Annotated in this window: 18 protein-coding genes; 1 reads left to right on the top strand and 17 read right to left on the bottom strand. The window is 70.0% G+C overall.

Annotated features, from left to right (window positions below; translation table 11 throughout):
• Positions 1–82: 82 nt before the first annotated feature.
• The 17 genes from ABZ016_RS14350 to rsmH all read right to left on the bottom strand — a co-directional run bounded on the left by ABZ016_RS14350 (position 83) and on the right by rsmH (position 17,849).
• Positions 83–1,210 (bottom strand): DivIVA domain-containing protein, encoded by a 1,128-nt coding sequence (locus tag ABZ016_RS14350; RefSeq protein ID WP_356916890.1) that lies wholly within the window; start codon positions 1,208–1,210, stop codon positions 83–85.
• A 55-nt stretch (positions 1,211–1,265) separates the two neighbouring features.
• The gene (locus ABZ016_RS14345) at positions 1,266–1,553 is read right to left on the bottom strand and encodes a YggT family protein (protein ID WP_356916889.1); all 288 of its coding nucleotides are present in this window, start codon (positions 1,551–1,553) and stop codon (positions 1,266–1,268) included.
• Positions 1,554–1,612: 59 nt separating this feature from the next.
• On the bottom strand, positions 1,613–2,254 hold the full coding sequence (sepF, locus tag ABZ016_RS14340; protein WP_356916888.1) for a cell division protein SepF: 642 nt from the start codon (positions 2,252–2,254) through the stop codon (positions 1,613–1,615).
• 127 nt (positions 2,255–2,381) lie between these two features.
• The gene (locus ABZ016_RS14335) at positions 2,382–3,101 is read right to left on the bottom strand and encodes a YggS family pyridoxal phosphate-dependent enzyme (protein WP_356916887.1); all 720 of its coding nucleotides are present in this window, start codon (positions 3,099–3,101) and stop codon (positions 2,382–2,384) included.
• Positions 3,102–3,107: 6 nt separating this feature from the next.
• Positions 3,108–3,839 (bottom strand): peptidoglycan editing factor PgeF, encoded by a 732-nt coding sequence (pgeF, locus tag ABZ016_RS14330; RefSeq protein WP_356916886.1) that lies wholly within the window; start codon positions 3,837–3,839, stop codon positions 3,108–3,110.
• Positions 3,840–3,849: 10 nt separating this feature from the next.
• Positions 3,850–5,043 (bottom strand): cell division protein FtsZ, encoded by a 1,194-nt coding sequence (ftsZ, locus tag ABZ016_RS14325; protein ID WP_356916885.1) that lies wholly within the window; start codon positions 5,041–5,043, stop codon positions 3,850–3,852.
• A 288-nt stretch (positions 5,044–5,331) separates the two neighbouring features.
• Positions 5,332–6,126, bottom strand: coding sequence for an FtsQ-type POTRA domain-containing protein (locus ABZ016_RS14320; RefSeq protein WP_356916884.1), 795 nt, complete (start codon positions 6,124–6,126; stop codon positions 5,332–5,334).
• Between the two features lie 26 nt (positions 6,127–6,152).
• Positions 6,153–7,250 (bottom strand): undecaprenyldiphospho-muramoylpentapeptide beta-N-acetylglucosaminyltransferase, encoded by a 1,098-nt coding sequence (gene murG / locus ABZ016_RS14315; RefSeq protein ID WP_356916883.1) that lies wholly within the window; start codon positions 7,248–7,250, stop codon positions 6,153–6,155.
• A gap of 6 nt (positions 7,251–7,256) precedes the next feature.
• Positions 7,257–8,621: a putative lipid II flippase FtsW gene (gene ftsW / locus ABZ016_RS14310; RefSeq protein ID WP_356916882.1), complete on the bottom strand. Its 1,365-nt coding sequence runs from the start codon at positions 8,619–8,621 to the stop codon at positions 7,257–7,259.
• A gap of 134 nt (positions 8,622–8,755) precedes the next feature.
• Positions 8,756–10,198: a UDP-N-acetylmuramoyl-L-alanine--D-glutamate ligase gene (gene murD / locus ABZ016_RS14305; RefSeq protein WP_356916881.1), complete on the bottom strand. Its 1,443-nt coding sequence runs from the start codon at positions 10,196–10,198 to the stop codon at positions 8,756–8,758.
• Positions 10,180–11,271, bottom strand: a complete 1,092-nt coding sequence (gene mraY, locus ABZ016_RS14300; protein WP_356917078.1) for a phospho-N-acetylmuramoyl-pentapeptide-transferase — start codon at positions 11,269–11,271, stop codon at positions 10,180–10,182. Before mraY ends, murD begins: the two co-directional genes overlap by 19 nt.
• Positions 11,271–12,686 (bottom strand): UDP-N-acetylmuramoyl-tripeptide--D-alanyl-D-alanine ligase, encoded by a 1,416-nt coding sequence (gene murF / locus ABZ016_RS14295; protein ID WP_356916879.1) that lies wholly within the window; start codon positions 12,684–12,686, stop codon positions 11,271–11,273. The genes mraY and murF overlap by 1 nt, the downstream gene beginning before the upstream one ends.
• A gap of 28 nt (positions 12,687–12,714) precedes the next feature.
• A complete protein-coding gene (locus ABZ016_RS14290) occupies positions 12,715–14,235 on the bottom strand; it encodes a UDP-N-acetylmuramoyl-L-alanyl-D-glutamate--2,6-diaminopimelate ligase (protein WP_356916878.1) in 1,521 nt (506 codons plus the stop codon).
• Positions 14,236–14,415: 180 nt separating this feature from the next.
• Positions 14,416–16,179, bottom strand: a complete 1,764-nt coding sequence (locus tag ABZ016_RS14285; protein WP_356916877.1) for a penicillin-binding protein 2 — start codon at positions 16,177–16,179, stop codon at positions 14,416–14,418.
• 5 nt (positions 16,180–16,184) lie between these two features.
• Entirely contained in the window at positions 16,185–16,379 is a 195-nt protein-coding gene (locus ABZ016_RS14280) for a hypothetical protein (RefSeq protein WP_356916876.1), read from the bottom strand.
• 9 nt (positions 16,380–16,388) lie between these two features.
• Positions 16,389–16,838: a septum formation initiator family protein gene (locus tag ABZ016_RS14275; RefSeq protein WP_356916875.1), complete on the bottom strand. Its 450-nt coding sequence runs from the start codon at positions 16,836–16,838 to the stop codon at positions 16,389–16,391.
• Positions 16,839–16,892: 54 nt separating this feature from the next.
• Positions 16,893–17,849, bottom strand: coding sequence for a 16S rRNA (cytosine(1402)-N(4))-methyltransferase RsmH (gene rsmH, locus ABZ016_RS14270; RefSeq protein ID WP_356916874.1), 957 nt, complete (start codon positions 17,847–17,849; stop codon positions 16,893–16,895).
• Positions 17,850–18,267: 418 nt separating this feature from the next.
• Here rsmH and ABZ016_RS14265 point away from each other — a divergent pair, with 418 nt between their 5' ends.
• Positions 18,268–18,819, top strand: a complete 552-nt coding sequence (locus ABZ016_RS14265) for a carbonic anhydrase (protein ID WP_356916873.1) — start codon at positions 18,268–18,270, stop codon at positions 18,817–18,819.
• Positions 18,820–19,007: the final 188 nt, after the last annotated feature.

The following is a 19,007-nucleotide window of genomic DNA, read 5'->3' as shown; positions in this document are numbered from 1 at the left end:
AAGGGCGGGGCCCCGGGTGTGAACCCGGGGCCCCGCCCTGAACGCTGCCGATGTCTACGCCGTACTACTGGCCATCAGGCCGTCAGTTGTCATCCTCGTCGATCAGGAAGCCTCGCATGGGCGAGGGCGCCTGACCCATCGGCGAGGGGCCCTGCGGACGCACCGGCGCCATCGGCTGGGTCATCGCCGGAGACATCTGCTGCTGACCGCCGTAGGACGGACCGGACGGCGAGGGGGCGCCGCCCATCGTCTGGTTGCCACCGCCGTAGGACGGGGCGCTCGCGCCGGCCGGAGCCATCGAAGGCGCCGGGGACGGCGGGAGGGAGGCGGCCGCGGGAGTGCGCGGCGGGGCCAGCGAGTCGTCGGCCTGGGTCTCCAGCTGACGCAGCTGCGACTCCAGGTACGACTTCAGGCGCGTGCGGTACTCGCGCTCGAAGCCGCGCAGGTCCTCGACCTTGCGCTCCAGCGTGGCGCGGGCGGACTCCAGGGAGCCCATCGCGACGCGGTGCTTCTCCTGCGCGTCCCGCTCCAGGGCGTCGGCCTTGGCACGGGCGTCACGCTCCAGACCCTCGGCACGCGAACGCGCTTCCCCGACGATCTTGTTGGCTTCGGAACGGGCCTCGGCGATCGCCTGGTCGGCGGTCTGCTGGGCCAGCGAGAGGACACGGGCGGCGCTGTCGCCACCGGGGCCTCCCTGACCGGGGCCGCCCATCGGACCGCCCATGGGGCCGCCCATCGGACCACCCATCTGCTGCTGCATCGGGGGCTGGCCCATCGGACCCGGACCGCCCGGACCCTGGCCCATCGGACCGGGACCCTGCGGACCACCCTGACCGCCGGGACCGGCGGGCAGCTGCGGGGCACCGCTCGGCAGCTGGGGCGGACCACCCATGGGGCCACCCATCTGCTGCTGCGGCGGGCCCGATATGCCGGCGGGTACAGGACCACCGGGACCGCGCATGCCCTGCTGCTGCGGGGGCTGCTGCTGATCCTGCTGCTCCGGAGGCTTGCGCATGTTCTGCTGGTTCTGAGCAGCGGCGCGCGTGGCCGCGGCCAGCTTGGCGCGCAGGTCCTCGTTCTCGCGGAGCAGGCGGGTCAGTTCGGCTTCGACCTCGTCGAGGAAGGCATCGACCTCGTCCTCGTCATAGCCTTCTCGGAGGCGGACGGTCGTGAACTGCTTGTTCCGCACGTCCTCGGGGGTCAACGGCATCTCTTCACCTCAACGTAGTCGTCGGCAGTCGGCAAGACCGTATCTGTCACATCGCTCACATCACGTTCCTCACGACCGTGATCAGGATGTAGACGATGATCATCAGAACGAAGAAGGACAGGTCGAGCGCCACGCCCCCGAGACGCAGCGGCGGGATGACCCGCCGCAGAAGCTTGAGCGGTGGATCCGTGACAGTGTAAGTGGCCTCAAGAACGACCACCATCGCCTTGCCGGGTTGCCATGAGCGGGCGAACTGGAAGACATAGTCCATGACCAGTCGGAAGATGAGCACGATGAGGAAGCACATCAGCGCGATGTAGACGACATCCAGAACCACGCTCATGACCTCTTGCTTCCCTCTCCCCTGTGCCCTGCTCGGTACTGCTTTTCCGGTGGTGCGTCTCAGCTCTGGTTGAAGAACCCGCCCTCTGCGATGCGGGCCTTGTCCTCCGCCGTGACATCGACGTTAGCAGGCGACAACAGGAACACCTTCTGCGTCACCCGCTCGATGCTGCCGTGAAGACCAAACACCAAACCGGCCGCAAAGTCGACAAGTCGCTTCGCATCTGTGTCGTCCATCTCAGTCAGATTCATGATCACCGGAGTGCCTTCACGGAAGTGTTCCCCGATGGTACGGGCCTCGTTGTAGGTCCGTGGGTGAAGCGTGGTGATCCGGTAAGGCTCTCGTTCGGACACGACCTTGGGCATGATCACCGGTGCGTTCTTCTCCAGACTTGCGCGTTCTTGTGTGATGGACGCCACGGGCGCGATGCGCGCCGGGCGGCCGGATTCCGCGGGTAGCGAAGCGGAACGAGGGGCCGGCTCACGAGGAGGGGACGGCTGTACGACTCGTACCTCTTCGTCCCTTTGGGGCTGATGTGAGATATGTGGTTGATGGGACGGCTCGTGCCGTCGGTGATCCCGCTCGGGTTCGGGGTCGAGTTCAGGTTCGAAGTCGTCGTCGGGGTCGAATCCGCGGCCGTCGTACCCATCGTCCTCCACGAGGCCGAGGTAGACCGCCATCTTGCGCATCGCGCCGGCCATGCTCTGAGTCCTCCGCTCTGTGGTGGATCGGCTGACGACTGCCAAGTGCCCGCGATCCACGAGGCCCTTGTCCGCCTAACGGCGGCAATGACCATATTTTCTGCTGTGGTCCGACTTCCTGGCGACGTTACCGGAGCCTGGGGCGGACTCCGAGTACCGCGCTGCCGACGCGTACATGTGTCGCTCCGGCCGCCACGGCCTGTTCGAGGTCCGCACTCATCCCCGCGGAGACCATGGTGGCAGTCGGATGGCTCCTGCGCAGGTCAGTCGACAAATCCAGCAACCGCCCGAACGCCGCCTGTTCGCGCCCCGCGTACTCTCCGGTGAGCGGTGCGACGGTCATCAGTCCACCGAGCCGGAGCCCCGGCGCCCCGGCGATGAGACCGGCCAACTCGCCGATGCCGTCGGGCGCCAGACCGCCCCGCTCGCCCCGGCCGCTCTCACCGGCGTCGAGTGCGACCTGGATGAGACACCCCAGCTCGCGCCCGGTGCGGACGGCCTCCTTCGACAGAGCAGTGACGAGCTTGGAACGATCGACAGACTGCACGAAGTCCGCGTAACCGGCCACGGATCGCACCTTGTTGGTCTGGAGTTGACCGACAAAATGCCAAGTAAGGGGCAGATCCATACAGGCGGCGGCCTTGGGGGCCGCGTCCTGGTCACGGTTCTCGGCGACGTGGCGGACGCCGAGTTCCGCCAGGATCCGCACATCGCTCGCGGGGTAGGTCTTGGTGACCACGATCAGGGTCACCTCGTCACGCTGCCGCCCCGCGGCGGCGCAGGCGTCGGCGATACGTCGTTCCACTTTCGCCAGATTCGCGGCGAGTTCGTCCTTACGGTCCGTCATGCCTCATCAGTCCAGCCACACATAGCCCGCGAGCCGACCGGTGGTGCGCTCGCGGCGGTACGAGAAGTGATCGCCCGACTCCAGCGTGCACACCGGCGACTGCTCCCGGTCGCGCACCCCGAGTCGTTCGAGCTGGGCGTGCACTCCGGCGCTCACGTCCACGGCCGGCGTGCCCCAACTCGTCTCGGCGTACGCCGCCGGCTCGACGGCGGCCACCTCGGCGCGCATCGCCTCGGGCACTTCGTAACACCGGCCGCAGACGGTGGGTCCGGTGCGGGCGACGATCCGGGAGGGCTCGGCACCCAGCTCCGTCATCGCGCGTAGCGCGGCCGGGACGACCCCGGCGATCATGCCGGGCCGGCCCGCGTGGGCCGCGGCGACGATCCCGGCCACGGGATCGGCGAGCAGCACCGGCACGCAGTCGGCGGTGAGCACGGCGAGGGCGAGGCCACGCCGCACGGTGACGATCGCGTCGACCGACGGGATCTCGGACGAAGATCCCCACGGTCCGTCCACCACCGCCACGTCGGCCCCGTGCACCTGGTTCATCCAGACCACCCGGTCCGGATCGACGCCCAGGGACTTGGCGGCGATGTCGCGGTTGGTGCGTACGGCGTCGGGGTCGTCGCCGACCGCTCCGCCGAGGTTGAGCTCCGCATACGGAGCGGCGCTCACCCCGCCCCACCGGTCGGTGAAGCCGAAGTGCGCGCCGCTCACGTTTTCGCGCTGTCCTATCACGTCAGAAGGATCACTTGAGGAAGTCCGGTACGTCCAGTTCCTCGGCCGCGCTGTCCGAGTAGGTCCGCGGCGCCGGCGGGACCGGCGGGGCGACCGGGATGTCGCTGACCGGCTCCGGAGCGGGCTCCGGGTCCTCCTTCGGGGTCACGCTGCCGAGCGATCCGAAGGACGGGCGGCTCTCCGTCTGGCGTGCCGGGGCCGGCTCCTCGCGCTTGGCGGAGGACGAGCCGAGGACGTTGTCCCGCTTGGCGGGAGGCTGGCCGCCGTCGAAGCCGGCCGCGATCACGGTGACCCGGACCTCGTCGCCGAGGGCGTCGTCGATCACCGCGCCGAAGATGATGTTGGCTTCGGGGTGGGCGGCCTCGCTCACCAGCTGGGCGGCCTCGTTGATCTCGAAGAGACCGAGGTCGGAGCCGCCGGAGATGGAGAGCAGCACACCGCGGGCGCCGTCGATGGAGGCCTCCAGCAGCGGCGAGGAGATCGCCATCTCGGCCGCCGCCACCGCGCGGTCGTCGCCGCGGGCCGAGCCGATGCCCATCAGGGCCGAGCCGGCCTCGGACATGACCGACTTGACGTCGGCGAAGTCGAGGTTGATGAGGCCCGGGGTGGTGATGAGGTCGGTGATGCCCTGGACACCGGAGAGGAGGACCTGGTCGGCCGACTTGAAGGCGTCGAGCACCGAGACCTGGCGGTCCGAGATGGACAGCAGCCGGTCGTTCGGGATGACGATGAGGGTGTCGACCTCTTCGCGGAGTTCGGCAATGCCGTCCTCGGCCTGGTTCGCGCGGCGCCGCCCCTCGAAGGTGAACGGGCGCGTGACCACACCGATGGTGAGGGCACCGAGCGAGCGGGCGATGTTGGCCACGACGGGCGCGCCGCCGGTGCCGGTGCCGCCGCCTTCACCGGCTGTCACGAAGACCATGTCGGCCCCCTTGAGGACCTCCTCGATCTCCTCGCGGTGGTCCTCGGCGGCCTTCCGGCCCACGGCCGGGTTGGCTCCGGCGCCGAGTCCGCGGGTGAGTTCACGGCCGACGTCCAGCTTGACGTCGGCGTCGCTCATCAACAGAGCTTGCGCGTCGGTGTTGATGGCGATGAACTCGACGCCCTTGAGACCGACCTCGATCATCCGGTTGATGGCATTGACACCACCGCCGCCGACACCGATGACTTTGATGACTGCGAGGTAGTTCTGCGGTGCTGCCACGTCGAAGGCCTCTCGCCTCGAGTTACGTGTCGCCGAATCACTGTGACGCGCTGCGCCCCGCGACCCGACGACTGATGCCGAATGGGACGGTCCGTATCGCCGACCCGAACCCTAACCCTGAAGTTTAGGGTTACCAGTGTGTCTGTTCCTTGGAGTCTTCTGAACAGGACACTAAGTCGACAAGTGGCGCACGTTCAACGAACACGCCGAACCTCCCGTTTTTCTTTTCACCCTATGTGATCAGCCGTAGCACTGCCCAACCAGGGTGCTGGCCTGCGCGGATGTGCGTCAACTCCCTGATGACGCGGGCGCGGTGGGAACACTCACGTCGAAGTGCCGCGCGCCGGGCGAGGCTTTCATCAGGGCGGTGAGCGCACGGGCCTTCGCGGCGCCCTTCTCACTGCTCCCCCAGCCGACCGTGCGGCCATCCGCCAGCTCCAGCGAGATGTCGTCGTAGGAACGGACCTTGACGGTTCGTGTGTCGTGCGCGACGGCGGCCGGAACGGCACGGGCGACGACCACCGCCTCGCGCACCAGCCGGGACTCGCCGAAGCGGCGCAGGCTCGCGGCCGCGGAGCTGGACCGGGACAGCGTCAATTCCAGTGCGGGCACGCCTTTCGGCGCCTCGGAAACCGTGGCGAAACGGACACCTTCATCGTCCACTTCGACGAACTTTCCGCCCTTTTGGACAATCAGAACCGGAGTCCGCTCGACCACTTTCAGGCCGATTCCATGGGGCCAGGAACGGACCACGTCAACCGAGTCGATTCGGGGCAATTTCCGGCGCAGCCGCGTCTCGATCGCATCGGTGTCGACGGAAATCAACGGCTTCCCGAGGGGAACCCGTGCGGCCGCCCGGACCTGAGCTGGCGTCAGGACCCGTGTACCCGACACGGAGACCTTCTCGGCGCGCAGCCACGCGGAGCCCCAGAACAGCCAGACGGTCGGAAAACCGAGGAAGACAAGGGCGAGTCCCAGGATGACGATCACACGAAGCCGGGCCCGCCTCGACCGCAGACGAAGCGGCGGGCCGGACGACTCCTGCTTGCGTTCACCGCGCTCGGCGGTCGTCGATCCGGCCACGCTCCCCTGCCTTCCGTCATACAGTCCTAACGATGTGCACGACTGGCGGCGATCGCCTCGTACACCATGCCGACGAGCAGGTCGTCGGCGTCCCGGCGGCCGAACTCGGCGGCGCTGCGGGACATCTGGTACAGCCGGTGCGGGTCGGCGAGCACGGGCAGGACGTTCTGCTGGACCCACTCGGGGGTCAGCTCCGCGTCGTCGACCAGCAGACCGCCGCCGGCCTTGACCACCGGCTGGGCGTTGAGCCGCTGTTCGCCGTTGCCGATGGGCAGCGGGACGTAGGCGGCCGGGAGCCCGACGGCGGAGAGTTCGGCGACGGTCATCGCGCCCGCACGGCAGAGCATCATGTCGGCCGCGGCGTACGCGAGGTCCATCCGGTCCAGATAACTTACCGGGATGTAGGGGGGCATCCCCGGCATCTGATGGACCTGCGGCAGTTCGTTCTTCGGACCGACCGCGTGCAGGATCTGGATCCCGGCCTGCTGGAGCCAGGGCGCGACCTGCTGGACGACCTCGTTGAGGCGGCGGGCGCCCTGGGAGCCGCCGGTGACCAGCAGCGTGGGCAGGTTCGGGTCCAGGCCGAACGCGGCGCGGGCCTCAGGGCGTACGGCGGCCCGGTCCAGGGTGGCGATGGAGCGGCGCAGCGGGATGCCGATGTAGCGGGCGTTCCGCAGCTTGCTGTCGGGCGTGGAGACGGCGACCTGGCTGGCGTACCGCGAGCCGATCTTGTTGGCCAGGCCCGGGCGGGCGTTGGCCTCGTGGATGACGATCGGCACACCGAGGCGCTTGGCCGCGAGGTAGCCGGGCAGGGCGACGTAGCCGCCGAAGCCGACCACGGCGTCCGCCTTGGTGCGCTCCAGGATCTGCTCGGTCGCCTTGATGGTGCCGCGCAGCCGGCCCGGGACGGTGATCAGCTCGGGGGTGGGCTTGCGCGGCAGCGGCACGGCGGGGATCAGCGCGAGTTCGTACCCACGCTCGGGTACGAGACGTGTCTCGAGGCCGCGCTCCGTGCCCAGGGCCGTGATGCCCACGCTCGGGTCCTGCCTGCGCAGGGCGTCCGCGAGGGCGAGCGCGGGCTCGATGTGGCCCGCGGTTCCTCCGCCGGCGAGTACGACATGCACCGAAATTCACCGCTCTCCGGACGAGCGCGCCGCCGAGGCACGCCGTCGCATCGTGTTCCATCTCCGGGGACTCCGCTTGGAACCGGTGCCCCCAGCCCCCCGCTTTCTACCAAAGCGGGGTTGCCGCATCGCAAGCGCCGCCCGCGCAGCGGGCTCGTCGCGTGCGAAGGCGATCAGCAGCCCGATGGCGAACATGGTCGGCAACAGGGCGGATCCTCCGTAGGAGAACAGCGGGAGGGGGACACCGGCGATCGGCAGCAGACCGAGCACCGCACCGATGTTGATCACGGCCTGGGCCGTGATCCAGGTGGTCACGCCTCCCGCGGCGTACCTGACGAAGGGGTCCTCCGTGCGTCCGGCCACGCGGATACCCGCATAGCCTAGAGCCGCGAAGAGGGCGAGTACCGACAGCGTCCCCGCGAGGCCCAGTTCCTCACCGGTGACGGCGAAGATGAAGTCGGTGTGGGCTTCGGGGAGTTGGCCCCATTTCTCCACACTCGCGCCCAGCCCGGAGCCGAAGATTCCGCCGGAGGCGAGGGCGTAGATCCCGTGCACGGCCTGCCAGCAGTCGACGGGGCCCGACTGGGGTTCGGTGGCGCCGAGGCACTGGAGGCGGGCCATGCGATTGGCGCTGGTCTTGATGAGGATCAGGCCGAGCACGGCGGCGACCGACAGCACCCCGGCGAACAGCCGCGTGGGCGCGCCGGCCAGCCAGAGGAGGCCGAACAGGATGGCCGTGAGGATGATCGCGGTGCCCATGTCCCCGCCGATCATGATCAGGCCGAGCAGCATGAAGGCGGCCGGCACCAGCGGCACCAGCATGTGCTTCCACTGGGTCAGCAGCCTCTTGTCCTGCTTGCGGGCGAGCAGGTCGGCGCCCCACAGGACGAGGGCCAGCTTGCCGAACTCACTGGGCTGGATCTGGAAGGAGCCGCCGAGCGAGATCCAGTTCTGGTTGCCGTTGACCGACACTCCTATCCCCGGGATCTGGACCAGGACCATGAGGAAGACGGCGCCCGCGAGGATCGGATAGGCCAGTGCCCGGTGCAGCTTCACCGGCATCCGGGAGGCCGCGAACAGCAGACCGGAGCCGATGACCGCCGCGAGCAGCTGCTTGCGGAAGAAGTACGAGCCCGGCAGCGACATCTGCAGCGCGGTGATCTGCGAGGCCGAGTAGACCATCACCAGACCCAGCACGGTGATCAGCAGACTGCCGCCGAAGATGAGGTAGTAGGCGGTCAGCGGCCGGTCCCAGCCCCTGCGCGCACGGTGGTAGAAGGCGAAGACGCCCTGCTGGCGCGGGAGCCGGGCCGCGGCGGGGCGCTTGGGAACGCGTGGAGCCGGAGGCCGTCCGGTACGGCTGGTGGGCATCGCCGCTCACCCCTCCGTGCCGGTGGTGAACGTTCCGTAGCGAACGCTCCCCGGCCGCTCGGGCTCCAGCCACATCCGTGTCACGCGTCCCTCCCAGGTACGCCCGGCACCCCGCCGGGCAAGGCGGACCCGGGTCAGCCCTCGCCGGAGCCGAGCTCACGAACGGCGTCCGCGAAAGCGTCCCCGCGCTTGTTGTAGTTGGCGAACATGTCCATGGAGGCACAGGCCGGAGCCAGCAGCACCGTGTCGCCGGCGCGAGCGAGCCCGCGCGCCTCCTGGACCGCCGCGCGCATCGCCCCAGTGTCGGTCCGGTCGAGGTCGACGACGGGTACTTCCGGGGCGTGTCGCGCCAGGGCTTCGCGGATGAGCTCGCGGTCCGCGCCGATCAGCACGGCCCCGCGCAGCCGCGGCGCCGACTTGGCGACCAGCTCGTCGAAGGTGGCGCCCTTGGCCAGCCCGCCCGCGATCCAGACGATCGACTCGTACGCCGCCAACGAGGCTTGTGCCGCGTGGGTGTTGGTGGCCTTGGAGTCGTCGACGTACGCGACGCCGTCCACGTCGGCCACGTGCGCGATGCGGTGGGCGTCCGGGGTGAAGGCCCGCAGGCCGTCCCGTACGGCCTGGGCGGGTACGCCGTAGGCGCGTGCGAGGGCCGCCGCCGCGAGGGCGTTGGCGATGTTGTGCGGGGCCGGCGGGTTCACGTCGGCGACCTCGGCGAGTTCCTGGGCGTTCTTCTGCCGGTTCTCGACGAAGGCCCGGTCGACCAGGAGGCCTTCCACGACACCGAGTTGGGAGGGCGCCGGGGTGCCGAGGGTGAAGCCGACCGCCCGGCAGCCCTCCTCGACGTCGGCCTCACGGACCAGGTCCTCGGTGGCCTTGTCGGCCACGTTGTAGACGCAGGCGATGCGATTGCCCTCGTAGATCCGGCCCTTGTCGGCGGCGTACGCCTCCATGGAGCCGTGCCAGTCGAGGTGGTCCGGGGCGAGGTTGAGCACCACGGCCGAGTGGGCGCGCAACGACGGCGCCCAGTGCAGCTGGTAGCTGGACAGTTCCACGGCGAGGACGTCGTACCGTTCCTCGCCGAGCACCGCGTCCAGCAGGGAGACGCCGATGTTGCCGACGGCGGCGGTGCGCAGCCCGGCCGCCGTCAGGATCGAGGCCAGCATCTGGACGGTGGTGGTCTTGCCGTTGGTGCCCGTGACGGCCAGCCAGGGGGCGGCGTCGGGGCCGCGCAGGCGCCAGGCCAGTTCGACGTCGCCCCAGACCGGGACGCCCGCCCGCTCCGCCGCCGCGAAGAGCGGCTTGTCCGGCTTCCAGCCGGGCGCGGTGACGATCAGCTCGGAGCCCTCGGGCAGGGTGTCGCCGTCACCGAGGCGCACGGTGATGCCCAGCGCCTCCAGCTCGTCGGCCTGCGCCCGTGCCCGCTCGTCGGCGCCGTCGTTGACGACCGTGACGATCGCGCCGAGGCCGTGCAGCACCTTGGCCGCCGGGACGCCGGAGACGCCGAGGCCGGCGACGGTGACGTGCTTGCCCTGGAAGTCGAAGGGCTCCGAGGAGGTCACTTGTCCGCTGCCCATCCTGCGTAGAAGAGTCCAAGTCCGACGATCACGCAAATGCCCTGAATGATCCAGAAGCGGACCACGACAAGGACTTCGGACCAGCCCTTGAGTTCGAAGTGGTGCTGGAGTGGCGCCATCCGGAAGACGCGCTTGCCGGTGAGGCGGAAGGAACCGACCTGGATCACCACGGACATGGTGATCAGGACGAACAGACCGCCGAGGATGGCGATCAGCAGCTCGGTGCGGGAGCAGATCGCGAGGCCGGCGAGCACACCGCCGAGCGCCAGCGAACCGGTGTCACCCATGAAGATCTTGGCCGGCGAGGTGTTCCACCACAGGAAGCCGAGACAGGCGCCCATCAGCGCCGAGGCGACCACCGCGAGGTCGAGCGGGTCCCTCACCTCGTAGCAGGCACCCGGGTTGGTGAGTGTCTGCGCGTTGGCGCAGGACTCCTGGAACTGCCAGACGCCGATGAAGGTGTACGCGCCGAAGACGAGCACCGAGGCGCCGGTGGCCAGACCGTCCAGACCGTCGGTCAGGTTCACGCCGTTCGACATCGCGAGGATCATGAACAGCGCCCAGACCACGAAGAGCACGGGGCCGATCGTCCAGCCGAAGTCGGTGATGAACGACAGCTTCGTGGAGGCGGGGGTGTTGCCGCGGTTGTCCGCGAACTGCAGCGAGAGCACCGCGAAGCTGATGCCGACGATCAGCTGGCCCGCCATCTTCGCCTTGGCTCGCAGACCCAGTGAACGCCGCTTGACGATCTTGATGTAGTCGTCGAGGAAGCCGACCAGGCCCATGCCGACCATCAGACCGAGCACCAGCAGCCCCGAGAAGGTCGGCGCCGCGTCGGCCTCCGGGTCCAGATAGCCGGTGATCACCTTGGCCAGGAAGTACGCGGCGACCGTGGCCAGGATGAAGGCGATACCGCCCATGGTCGGCGTACCGCGCTTGCTGGCGTGCTCGCGCGGGCCGTCGTCCCGGATGTACTGGCCGTAGCCCTTGCGGGCGAGCAGCTTGATCAGCAGCGGGGTGCCGATCAGGGTGAGGAAGAGACCAATGACTCCTGCGAACAGGATCTGCTTCATCATCGGGCGGAAACCTCACCCTCGGCACCGGACTCGAGCAGCGCCTGCGCCACGCCCTCGAGGCCGACCGAACGGGACGCCTTCACGAGTACGACGTCCCCCGGGCGCAACTCGCTGCGCAACAGGTCGACCGCCGCCTGTGCGTCGGACACGTGCACCGACTCCTCACCCCACGAACCCTCGTTATATGCGCCCAGTTGCAGCCAGGCGGCTTCCCTGCCACCGACCGCGACGAGCTTGCTGACGTTGAGCCGGACGGCAAGCCGTCCGACCGCGTCGTGCTCGGCGAGAGCCTCGTCCCCGAGCTCGGCCATCTTGCCGAGCACCGCCCACGTACGGCGTCCCTTGCCCATGGCCGCCAGCGCGCGCAGCGCGGCCTTCATGGACTCGGGATTCGCGTTGTAGGCGTCGTTGATCACCGTCACGCCGTCCGGGCGCTCGGTGACCTCCATCCGCCAGCGGGAGAGGGAGCCCGCCTCGGAGAGCGCGACGGCGATCTCGTCTGCGGACATGCCCAACTCGTGGGCGACGGCGGCCGCGGCGAGCGCGTTCGACACGTGGTGCTCACCGTACAGGCGCATGGTCACATCGCTTGCACCGGAGGGTGTGTGAAGCCTGAAAGCGGGCTGTCCGGTGTCCGTGAGTCGCACGTTCTCGGCGGAGACGTCCGCTTCGCCGGACTCTCCGAAAAGGATCACCTTCGCCTTCGTACGGGAGGCCATGGCCCGTACGTAGGGGTCGTCCGCGTTGAGGATCGCGGTGCCGCCGTCGGCCTCGGACGGCAGGGACTCGACGAGTTCGCCCTTGGCCTGGGCGATCTGCTCCCGGCCGCCGAACTCGCCGATGTGGGCGCTGCCGACGTTGAGGACGAGGCCGATCTTCGGGGGCGTCAGATCGGCGAGGTAGCGGATGTGCCCGATGCCGCGGGCGCCCATCTCCAGGACCAGGAAGCGGGTCTCCTCGGTGGCGCTGAGCGCGGTCAGCGGCAGTCCGATCTCGTTGTTGAGCGAGCCGGGCGTGAACACCGTCGGCGCCTTGCGCTGGAGCACCTGCGCGATGAGGTCCTTGGTGCTGGTCTTGCCCGCCGAGCCGGTGAGGGCGACGAGGGTGGCACCGAGACGTCGTACGACGTGCCGCGCGAGGGCGCCGAGGGCCGCCTGGACGTCGTCCACGACGATGGCGGGCACTCCGACGGGCCGGGTGCCGAGCACGGCCACCGCTCCCGCCTCGACGACCGCCGCCGCGAAGTCGTGGCCGTCCACCCGCTCACCGGCGAAGGCGGCGAACAGGCTGCCCGGCCCCGCCTCTCGGGAGTCCCGGACGACCGGGCCGGTGACCTGGACGGACGGATCCGGTATGTCGTGTGTCTGCCCGCCGACGACTTCTGCGATCTCGGCGAGGGAGAGGGCGATCACAAGTTCATCCCCTGGATCATGCGGGATTTCATCCCTGGGTCTTCTGGATGGCTTCGCGAAGCACCTGGCGGTCGTCGAAGGGACGGACCACCCCGGCGATGTCCTGGCCCTGTTCGTGGCCCTTGCCCGCGACCAGGACGGTGTCGCCGGGCTCGGCACGGGCGACGGCGGCGGCGATCGCGGCGGCCCGGTCCTCGAAGACCTGCACCTCGCCGCGCTCGTACGCGGGCACGGAGGCCGCGCCCTGGAGCATCGTGGCGAGGATCGCGAGGGGGTCCTCGGAGCGGGGGTTGTCGGAGGTCAGTACGGCGGTGTCGGCGAGCCGGGCCGCGGCGGCGCCCATCGGCTCGCGCTTGGTCGTGTCCCGGTCGCCGCCACAGCCGAGGACGATGTGCAGCTTGCCCTCGGTGACCTTGCGCAGAGCCCGCAGCACGGACTCGACGGCGTCGGTCTTGTGGGCGTAGTCGACGACCGCGAGGTAGGGCTGTCCGGCGTCCACGCGCTCCAGGCGGCCCGGCACCCCGGGTACGGCGGCGACGCCGTCGGCGGCGGCCTGCGGGTCGAGGCCGGCGACGGCGAGGGCGACGATCGCGGCCAGGGTGTTGGCCACGTTGAAGGGACCCGGCAGCGGCGACTTGGCGCTGATCCGCTCGCCCTTGGGACCGACGACGGTGAACGTCGAGTCCAGCCGGCCCACCACGACGCCCTCGGCGCGCCAGTCGGCGTCGGGGTGGCCCTCGACGGAGTAGGTGACGACCGGGACGGTGGCCTCGTTCGCCAGCCGGCGCCCGTACTCGTCGTCGACGTTGACCACGCCGAGTTTGCCGCGTTTCGGCGTGAAGAGCTGCGCCTTGGCCTGGAAGTAGTCCTCCATGCCCGAGTGGAACTCCATGTGTTCCGGGCTGAGGTTGGTGAAGACGCCGATGTCGAAGACACAGCCGTCGACGCGGCCGAGGACCAGGGCGTGGCTGGAGACCTCCATGGCGACCGCCTCCACACCGCGCTCGCGCATGACGGCGAACAGGGCCTGGAGGTCGGTGGCTTCGGGGGTGGTGCGCTCGGACTTGATGCGTTCGTCGCCGATGCGCATCTCGACCGTGCCGATCAGGCCGGTGGACCTGACCGTCTTCAGGCCGCCTTCGACCAGGTAGGCGGTGGTGGTCTTGCCGGAGGTGCCGGTGATGCCGATCTGGAGCAGGTCCCGGCCGGGGTGGCCGTAGATCGTGGCGGCCAGCTCGCCCATCCGCGCGCGCGGGTCGTCGACGACCAGGACCGGCAGTCCGGACGCGGCGGCGCGCTCGGCGCCGGTCGGGTCGGTCAGCACGGCGGCGGCGCCGAGGCCCGCGGCCTGGTTGACGAAGTCGGCGCCGTGCAGCCGGGCGCCCGGGAGGGCGGCGTACAGGTCGCCGGGGCGCACGGCGCGGGAGTCATGGGTGATGCCCGTGACCTCGGCGGCGCTCTCCGGCCTGGTGGCACCCAGCTGATCGGCGAGTTCCGCGAGGAGTGTGGCGGAGACCTGCGCCGGCCTGGGCGGCCCGGGGTATGTCACGGGATGGCCCTTCTGGGTGGTTTGGGACTGATCAGCGTGTGGCACGGCGGTGAGCGTACCGGGCGTACCCGCCTCCGGGCGAAGTGAGGGGCGGGCAGCGCTCTGGTTCCCGGGGTCGGGGGTGATCGTTGTCACGAGGTGGTTCCTGGCTGGTTCCGTGCTGATCGGGGCTGTGGCCGATCAGCGGCCGAAGGTGACCGGCAGCTTCGCGGGCTTGGCCCCGGTCGGCGGGACCTGGAGGGACTTCAGCGCGAATTCCATGACCTGCTTGTAGACGGGGCCGCAGATCTGGCCGCCGAAGTAGCTGCCGCTGGTGGCGTTCTGGATGGCGCAGTAGACGGTGACGCGGGGTTGGTCGGCGGGCGCGAACCCGGCGAAGGACGAGGTGTAGCCGTGGTACTTGCCGGTGGCCGGATCCACGCGGTTGGCCGTGCCCGTCTTGCCCGCCACGCGGTAGCCGGGGATGCGCGCCTTGGTGCCGGTGCCCTCCTCGTCGTCCACGACGGACTCCAGCATCTGGGCGAGCGTTTTCGCCGTCTTCGCACTGACGATCCGCTTCTTCCCGGGCTCGGGGGCCGGGGTGAAGCGGCCGTCGGAGCCCGTGGTGCCGCGGACGAGAGTGGGTTCGACGCGGACGCCGCCGTTGGCGATGGTCGAATACACGGACGCCGCCTGCATGGCGTTGAGCGAGACGCCCTGGCCGAAAGGGATCGTGTACTGCTGCGAGGTCGACCACTTGTCCGGCGGGGCCAGGATGCCGTTGGTCTCGCCGGGGAAGCCGAGGCCGCTCTCGCTGCCGAGGCCGAACGCGCGCAAGTAGCGGTAGAGGACCTTGTTGGCCTCGGCCTGGGTCTTGCCGAGCTGGCCGGTGGCGAGGATGGTGCCGATGTTGCTGGACTTGGCGAGGACGCCGTTGAGGGTCAGGTACCAGGTCGGGTGGTCGATGTCGTCCTTGAAGAGCCGGTCGCCGCGGTGCAGCCGGTTGGGCACGACGACGTGCGTCATCGGGGTGGCGGCGTTCTCCTCCAGGACGGCGGCCATCGACATGACCTTGGCCGTGGAGCCGGGTTCGAAGGCGTCCTGGACGGCGGCGTTGCCGAGGGCGGCCGGGTCGGCGTCGGACAGGTCGTTCGGGTCGAAGCCGGGTGAGTTGGCCATGGCCAGGATCTGGCCGGTGCGGGTGTCCTGGACGATGACGTAGCCGCGGTCGGCCGCGGACTCGCGCACCTGGTCGGAGATGGCCTTCTGGGCGGCCCACTGGATGTCGCGGTCGATGGTGAGCTCGACGTCGCTGCCGGGCACGGCGGGTGTCTCGGTGGAGCCCGCGGTGGGCACGAGCCGGCCGCCGGACTGGGCGTAGCGGATCTTGCCGTCCTTGCCGGCGAGCTGCTTGTTGAGCTGCAGTTCGATGCCGCCGCCCGGCTTGCCCTCGCCGTTGACCCAGCCCAGTATCCCGGCTGCGAGGTCGCCGTTCGGGTACACCCGCTTGCTGGTGGCGACGGAGAAGACGCCCGAGAGGACGTTGTGCGTGGACTTGTCCGTCTCCGCCTTCTTGGCGAGCGCGGACTTCAGGTCCTTGATCTGCTTCCAGACCTGCGGGGTCTGCCGGGAGGCCAGTTTGACGTACCGCAGGGCCGTGTTCTTGGGCCGCAGCTTCTTGACCAGCGTCTCCTGGTCCTGTCCGAGGATCGGCGCGAGCAGCGCGGCGGCCTGCTCGGGCCCGTCGCCGATCTTCAGCATGCCGGGGGCGAACATCGTGGGGTCGGCCGTGATGTCGTAGGCGTCCTCGCTGGTCGCGAGGGCCACGCCGGACCGGTCGGTGATCTCGCCCCGGTCCGCGGCGAGCACCTGCCCGACGTACCGGTTCTGCTCGGCCTTCGCGGCGTAGGTGCTCGCGTCGACGGCCTGCACCTGGAAGAGCCGTACGACGAAGGCGATCAGCACCAGCGTCAGCCCGAGCCCGACCAGGCGCAGCCGGGGCCGGGGGCTGCCCAGCCGGAGGGGCCGGGGCGCTCCCGGGCGTCCCTGCGCCGGGCGCCGTGCGGGCCGGGCACCGGGCCCGGGCCGGCGTCGCCCGTCGGGGCGGACGGGCCTGGCGGGGCCGGGTACGCGGCGGCGGGGTGGTTGCCTGCCGTGGTGGTCATCCACTTCCGTCACCTGCCGGGGGTCGGGGCGAGGCCGTTGGTCATGGCCTCGGGGGCGAGCACCAGGGGGATGTGCGCGGCGGTCCGCGAGACGCCGGGGGCGGCGCTGGGGACGCCCTTGACGGTGCCGTCGGGGTCGAGGAAGGCGGGGTCGCCGCCCGGGACCATGCCGAGTTCACGGGCGCGGCGCTGGAGGGCCTCGGGAGCGGAGTAGGCGTCGATGTCCCGCTGGAGGGCCTGCTCCTCGTCGGTGAGGCTCTTGGTCTCGCGCTGGAGGTCGTCGAGCTTGAACGCGCCTTCACTGAGGGCCGAGTTCAGCACCAGGAGGCAGATGAGGCCGCCGCCGAGCAGGAGGACCACCAGGAAGACGAAGGGCGTGCGGGCCGCCTGTCCGGGGCCGGTCGGAAAGAGCCGCGCGAGACGTGCCGCCCTGCCCTTCAGTTCGGGTTTACTGCTCACTCACGCTCCCTCGGGTCCCGGGCACCCGCCCGCCCTGCACGTGGCTCACGGCCCTCATTCGATGGATTCCCTGATGCGCTGCGCTCCGCGCAGCCGCGCCGGTGCCGCGCGCCGGTTCTCGGCGATCTCCTCCTCGGTGGGGAGTTCGGCACCACGGGTGAGCAGCTTGAGCCGCGGCTGGTACCGCTCGGGCACGACGGGCAGCCCGGGCGGCGCGGTGGTGGCGGCGCCCGCTGCGAACACCTGCTTGACCAGCCGGTCCTCCAGCGAGTGGTACGACAGCACAGCGATCCGCCCGCCCACGGCGAGGGCCTGCACGGCGGCCGGGATGGCCCGTTCCAGGACGGCGAGTTCGCCGTTGACCTCGATGCGCAGGGCCTGGAACGTGCGCTTGGCCGGGTTGCCGCCGGTGCGCTTGGCGGCCTGCGGCAGCGCGTCCCGGATCAGTTCGACCAGCCGCGCGCTGTTGGTGAACGGCTCCTTCTCCCGCTCCCGCACGATGGCGGCCACGATCCGCTTGGCCTGCTTCTCCTCGCCGTACGCGCGCAGGATGCGCACGAGTTCGCCCGGCGGGTAGGTGTTGAGGACCTCGGCGGCACTGGCTCCGGTCGTCTGGTCCATGCGCATGTCGAGCGGGGCGTCCTGCGCGTAGGCGAAGCCGCGGTCGGCCTCGTCGAGCTGCATGGAGGAGACGCCGAGGTCGAACAGCACGCCCTGCACGCGCCGGATGCCGAGCTTGTCCAGCACCTCGGGGAGTTCGTCGTACACGGCGTGGACGAGGGTGGCCCGCTCCGAGTGGGGCGCGAGCCGCTCGCCGGACAGGCGCAGGGCCTCCTTGTCGCGGTCGAGGGCGACGAGCCGGGCCTCGGGGAACCGCTCGAGGAGCGCCTCACTGTGGCCGCCGAGACCGAGGGTGCAGTCGACGACCACCGCGCCCGGGCCCTCCAGCGCGGGTGCCAGCAGATCCAGGCACCGCTGGAGCATCACCGGGACGTGTCGACTCTCGCTCAAGGGGCCCTCTCAGATCCGGGCGCGGCCGTACGCACCGCCGGGTCCCCGCCCGCTCGTGAAGGGGAGGCCTGCCGGCGCCGGAAGCGTCAGCCGGCCGGGAGCGGGAGGAGGCCGAGCCGTACGTACGCGCCGCGCACGTGGGGAGAACTCCGGGCGTCGCCGGGTCTCCGGGAAGAACAGTCCAGCGAGGGGTCTCGCCTCCCGCTTCGCGTCACTTTAGTCCACCCTGTCTGCCGGTCAATCAACCGGCCTGCGCGTCGCGGCGGTCGGCGCGAAAGACGCGGCAGGGCGCGCGAAATCACCCGCACGGAGACACCCGCGCCGCCCATGTGGGTTACCTCACCACCACAGCTCGCTGACAATCTTTGTCCACTCCCACAGGAGGCCTGGACAGGGTGTGACCAGTAACGTCATGACTATGACGACTTCTGCATCGGTACCCACGGGTTCGGAGAACGCCACAGCGGGTGGCGGCACGGTCACGGACCGTATCGTTGCGGCGAACGCCCAGTACGCCGCCGCCTTCGGCCACGCCGGGATGGACGCCAAGCCCGCTCTGCACGTGGCCGTCGTGGCCTGCATGGACGCACGCCTCGACACGCTCGGCGCACTCGGCCTGGAGCTCGGCGACTGCCACACCATCCGCAACGCGGGCGGTGTGGTCACGGACGACGTGATCCGCTCCCTCACCATCAGCCAGCGCAAGCTCGGCACGCGGAGCGTGGTCCTCGTCCACCACACCGGCTGCGGCATGGAGACCCTCACCGAGGACTTCCGGGGCGACCTGGAGGCCGAGGTGGGCCAGCGCCCGTCCTGGGCGGTGGAGTCCTTCCAGGACGCCGAGCAGGACGTACGGCAGTCGATGCAGCGGGTGCGCACCTCGCCCTTCCTGCCGCACACCGACGATGTGCGCGGATTCGTCTACGACGTGACGACCGGCCTGCTGCGGGAGATCGACCCGGCCTCCTGACCTGGGCGCCGGGCCCGCCCACCCCGGAAGGCCACCTGCCGCAGCTGTCGAAAGCCTGTCAGTCACACGTTCGAAAAGGCCGCAAGACCGACATATCGCGGCCAGTTGTCCACAGTCGAGTGACACGAATCGGTAACGGCAGCAAGAATGCGGGGGTGGTGTCACGCGGAACGTTTCGCGCGTGGTGC

The sequence above is a fragment of the Streptomyces sp. NPDC006372 genome (assembly GCF_040612515.1).
Taxonomy (GTDB): domain Bacteria; phylum Actinomycetota; class Actinomycetes; order Streptomycetales; family Streptomycetaceae; genus Streptomyces.
Note: the sequence above shows the minus strand (reverse complement) of the source record. Positions and strands in the feature narration are given on the sequence as shown.